The sequence below is a fragment of the Flindersiella endophytica genome, from assembly GCF_054779015.1.
The window spans coordinates 1-5,244 of the sequence record NZ_BAAGYY010000026.1; the positions used below are offsets into that span (position 1 = coordinate 1).

2 rRNA genes are annotated in these 5,244 nt (G+C 56.4%); both read left to right on the plus strand.

The annotated features are described in order from the left end of the window. Window positions 1-170 precede the first annotated feature (170 nt). Window positions 171-1,687, plus strand: a 16S ribosomal RNA gene (locus ACYVF6_RS32270). A 399-nt stretch (window positions 1,688-2,086) separates the two neighbouring features. Then, window positions 2,087-5,218: ribosomal RNA gene (locus ACYVF6_RS32275) — 23S ribosomal RNA — on the plus strand. Together the 16S and 23S rRNA genes form the textbook arrangement of a ribosomal RNA operon. Window positions 5,219-5,244: the final 26 nt, after the last annotated feature.

A 5,244-nucleotide genomic window follows, 5' to 3' on the forward strand; every position in this document is an offset into this window, starting at 1 on the left:
GCGTCCGATTCTTGAGAACTCAACAGCGTGCTAATAGTCAATGCACAAACGCCCCCTGGTGGTGCACGTGTGTGGCTGACCGTTTGGTTGGTTGTGCCGTGTGTTGCTGAGGGATTCCTTTGACGATGACTCTTCATTGAGTTGTATGTCGGGTTTGAATTCGAAGTTCTTCAACGGAGAGTTTGATCCTGGCTCAGGACGAACGCTGGCGGCGTGCTTAACACATGCAAGTCGAGCGGAAAGGCCCTTCGGGGTACTCGAGCGGCGAACGGGTGAGTAACACGTGAGCAACCTGCCCTCAACTTTGGGATAAGCCTGGGAAACTGGGTCTAATACCGGATATGAATCTGCGCCGCATGGTGTGGGTTGGAAAGTGTTAGTGGTTGGGGATGGGCTCGCGGCCTATCAGCTTGTTGGTGGGGTAACGGCCTACCAAGGCTATTACGGGTAGCCGGCCTGAGAGGGCGACCGGCCACACTGGGACTGAGACACGGCCCAGACTCCTACGGGAGGCAGCAGTGGGGAATATTGCGCAATGGGCGGAAGCCTGACGCAGCAACGCCGCGTGAGGGATGACGGCCTTCGGGTTGTAAACCTCTTTCAGCAGGGACGAAGCGGAAGTGACGGTACCTGCAGAAGAAGCACCGGCCAACTACGTGCCAGCAGCCGCGGTAAGACGTAGGGTGCGAGCGTTGTCCGGAATTATTGGGCGTAAAGGGCTCGTAGGCGGTTTGTCGCGTCGAAAGTGAAATTCCGAGGCTTAACTTCGGGACTGCTTTCGATACGGGCAGACTAGAGGTAGGCAGGGGAGAGTGGAACCCCAGGTGTAGCGGTGGAATGCGCAGATATCTGGGAGAACACCGGTGGCGAAGGCGGCTCTCTGGGCCTTACCTGACGCTGAGGAGCGAAAGCGTGGGGAGCGAACAGGATTAGATACCCTGGTAGTCCACGCCGTAAACGTTGGGCGCTAGGTGTGGGAGGCTTTCTACGTCTTCCGTGCCGCAGCTAACGCATTAAGCGCCCCGCCTGGGGAGTACGGCCGCAAGGCTAAAACTCAAAGGAATTGACGGGGGCCCGCACAAGCGGCGGAGCATGTTGCTTAATTCGAGGCAACGCGAAGAACCTTACCTGGGTTTGACATGCAGGGAAATCCGGCAGAGATGTCGGGTCCGTAAGGGTCCTGCACAGGTGGTGCATGGCTGTCGTCAGCTCGTGTCGTGAGATGTTGGGTTAAGTCCCGCAACGAGCGCAACCCTCGTCCTATGTTGCCAGCGGGTCATGCCGGGGACTCATAGGAGACTGCCGGGGTCAACTCGGAGGAAGGTGGGGATGAGGTCAAGTCATCATGCCCCTTACATCCAGGGCTGCAAACATGCTACAATGGCTGATACAAAGGGCTGCGAAATCGTGAGGTGGAGCGAATCCCAAAAAGCCGGCCTCAGTTCGGATCGGGGTCTGCAACTCGACCCCGTGAAGTTGGAGTCGCTAGTAATCGCAGATCAGCAACGCTGCGGTGAATACGTTCCCGGGCCTTGTACACACCGCCCGTCAAGTCATGAAAGTCGGCAACACCCGAAGCCAGTGACCTAACCCGTAAGGGGTGGAGCTGTCGAAGGTGGGGCTGGCGATTAGGACTAAGTCGTAACAAGGTAGCCGTACCGGAAGGTGCGGCTGGATCACCTCCTTTCTAAGGAGCAGTCACTGGCGGCTACGGTTTTGGCCGGGTTGTCCAGGGCGCCGTTTCTGAGGCGAGTGTTCTCAGGCGGTTTGCTCATGTGAGTAGAACATTGACTTTAGGCATTCTGTTGGTGGATCAACGGTTAGTACTGCTTCTTCTCTTTGGGGTTGGGGCGTGGAACGCTTGTTGTGATGCTGGTGGGGTGTTGTGGCACGCTGTTGGGTCCTGAGGGATCGGGCTCCCCTTTTTTTGGGGTTTCTGGTTTTTCTTTGTGGGCCTTCTTCTTCTCGTACTGCCGGCTCCTTTTGGTGGTTGGTCAGCGGGTTTGTGGAGGGGGTTTCTGCCCGTATTTTGAGAACTGCATAGTGGACGCGAGCATCTTGTTTTTGTAAGTGTCTTTGTGGTGTTTGACAAGCTACTAAGAGCATACGGTGGATGCCTTGGCACCAAGAGCCGATGAAGGACGTTGGAGCCTGCGATAAGCCCTGGGGAGTTGGCAACCGAGCGTTGATCCGGGGATGTCCGAATGGGGTAACCCAGCTGGAGTTGTGTCCAGTTACCGTCGTCTGAATATATAGGGCGTGCGGAGGGAACGTGGGGAAGTGAAACATCTCAGTACCCACAGGAAGAGAAAACAATTGTGATTCCGTTAGTAGTGGCGAGCGAAAGCGGATGAGGCTAAACCGCGTAGGTGTGATAGCTGGCAGGTGTTGCCTGCGTGGGGTTGTGGGAGCATTCGATCAGGGCTGCTGACCTGGTGACGAGTGAGAAACTGATGCTGAAGTCGAAGGCCTTGAATGGGCTGGCATAGAGGGTGTGACCCCCGTAGACGTAAGGTATCGGCTCGTGAGTGTTTTCCCAAGTAGCACGGGGCCCGAGAAACCTTGTGTGAATCTGGCGGGACCACCCGCTAAGCCTAAATACTCCTTGGTGACCGATAGCGGACCAGTACCGTGAGGGAAAGGTGAAAAGTACCCCGGGAGGGGAGTGAAATAGTACCTGAAACCGTGTGCTTACAATCCGTCAGAGCCTGGCAGTCCTTGTGGCTGGGTGGGTGATGGCGTGCCTTTTGAAGAATGAGCCTGCGAGTTAGTGGTGTGTGGCGAGGTTAACCCGTGTGGGGTAGCCGTAGCGAGAGCGAGTCCTAATAGGGCGTTTGAGTCGCATGCTCTAGACCCGAAGCGGAGTGATCTATCCATGGGCAGGGTGAAGCGCGGGTAAGACCGTGTGGAGGCCCGAACCCACCAACGTTGAAAAGTTGGGGGATGACCTGTGGATAGGGGTGAAAGGCCAATCAAACTCCGTGATAGCTGGTTCTCCCCGAAATGCATTTAGGTGCAGCGTCGCGTGTTTCCTGCCGGAGGTAGAGCACTGGATGGTCTAGGGGGCCTACAAGCTTACCGAAATCAACCAAACTCCGAATGCCGGTAGGTGAGAGCGCGGCAGTGAGACTGTGGGGGATAAGCTTCATAGTCGAGAGGGAAACAGCCCAGATCACCAGCTAAGGCCCCTAAGCGTTTGCTAAGTGGAAAAGGATGTGGAGTTGCAGAGACAACCAGGAGGTTGGCTTAGAAGCAGCCACCCTTGAAAGAGTGCGTAATAGCTCACTGGTCAAGTGATTCTGCGCCGACAATTTAGCGGGGCTCAAGCAAACCGCCGAAGCTGTGGCACTCACACAATAACCCGGCCCGCCTTCTTGAAAGGTGGGTCTAGGTGTGTGGGTGGGTAGGGGAGCGTCGTGTGGCGTGTGAAGCGGCAGGGTGACCTAGTCGTGGATGCTATACGAGTGAGAATGCAGGCATGAGTAGCGAAAGAAGGGTGAGAAACCCTTCCGCCGAATGACCAAGGGTTCCAGGGCCAGGCTAATCCGCCCTGGGTAAGTCGGGACCTAAGGCGAGGCCGACAGGCGTAGTCGATGGACAACGGGTTGATATTCCCGTACCGGCGTTGTTCCGCCCATGTTGAGGCCGGTGATGCTAAGCCCCTGAAACTGTGGATCGCCTTCGGGTGGTTTGTGGTGGAGCGGGTGACCCGATCCGGTAGTAGGCAAGCGATGGGGTGACACAGGAAGGTAGCTCATCCGCGGCGATGGTTGTCCGCGGGTAAGGGTGTAGGGCGAGGTGTAGGTAAATCCGTGCCTCATGTGCCTGAGACCTGATGCGGAGTCGATTGAGACGAACTGAGTGATCCTATGCTGTCGAGAAAAGCCTCTAGCGAGGAACAGAGCCGCCCGTACCCTAAACCGACACAGGTGGTCAGGTAGAGAATACCGAGGCGATCGAGCGAACCGTGGTTAAGGAACTCGGCAAAATGCCCCCGTAACTTCGGGAGAAGGGGGGCCTGAAGCGTTCGGACACTTGCTGTCCAAGGCGTGGATGGCCGCAGAGACCAGGCCCAAGCGACTGTTTACTAAAAACACAGGTCCGTGCGAAGTCGCAAGACGATGTATACGGACTGACGCCTGCCCGGTGCTGGAACGTTAAGGGGACCGGTTAGACCCTTCGGGGTCGAAGCTGAGAACTTAAGCGCCAGTAAACGGCGGTGGTAACTATAACCATCCTAAGGTAGCGAAATTCCTTGTCGGGTAAGTTCCGACCTGCACGAATGGCGTAACGACTTGGGCGCTGTCTCAACCATGGACTCGGCGAAATTGCATTACGAGTAAAGATGCTCGTTACGCGCAGCAGGACGGAAAGACCCCGGGACCTTCACTATAGTTTGGTATTGGTGGTCGGTTCGATTTGTGTAGGATAGGTGGGAGACTGTGAAGCCTGGACGCTAGTTCGGGTGGAGTCAATCTTGAAATACCACTCTGATCGTATTGGCTGTCTAACCTCGGACCATGATCTGGTTCAGGGACAGTGCCTGATGGGTAGTTTAACTGGGGCGGTTGCCTCCCAAAATGTAACGGAGGCGCCCAAAGGTTCCCTCAATCTGGTTGGCAATCAGATGGCGAGTGTAAGTGCACAAGGGAGCTTGACTGTGAGACTGACAGGTCGAGCAGGGACGAAAGTCGGGACTAGTGATCTTACGGTGGCGTGTGGAAGCGCCGTAACTTATCGGATAAAAGGTACCCCGGGGATAACAGGCTGATCTTGCCCAAGAGTCCATATCGACGGCATGGTTTGGCACCTCGATGTCGGCTCGTCGCATCCTGGGGCCGGAGCAGGTCCCAAGGGTTGGGCTGTTCGCCCATTAAAGCGGCACGCGAGCTGGGTTTAGAACGTCGTGAGACAGTTCGGTCCCTATCCGCTGCGCGCGTAGGAGACTTGAGAAGGGCTGTCCCTAGTACGAGAGGACCGGGATGGACGAACCTCTGGTGTGCCAGTTGTTCCGCCAGGAGCACGGCTGGTTGGCTACGTTCGGGAGTGATAACCGCTGAAGGCATCTAAGCGGGAAGCACGCTTCAAGATGAGGTCTCCCACCGGGTTAACCGGGTAAGGCCCCCAGCAGACCACTGGGTTGATAGGCCGGAAGTGGAAGCACGGACCATAAGACGTGTGGAGCTGACCGGTACTAATAGGCCGAGGGCTTGTCACCACACATATTCTTACTTTCCTCCACGC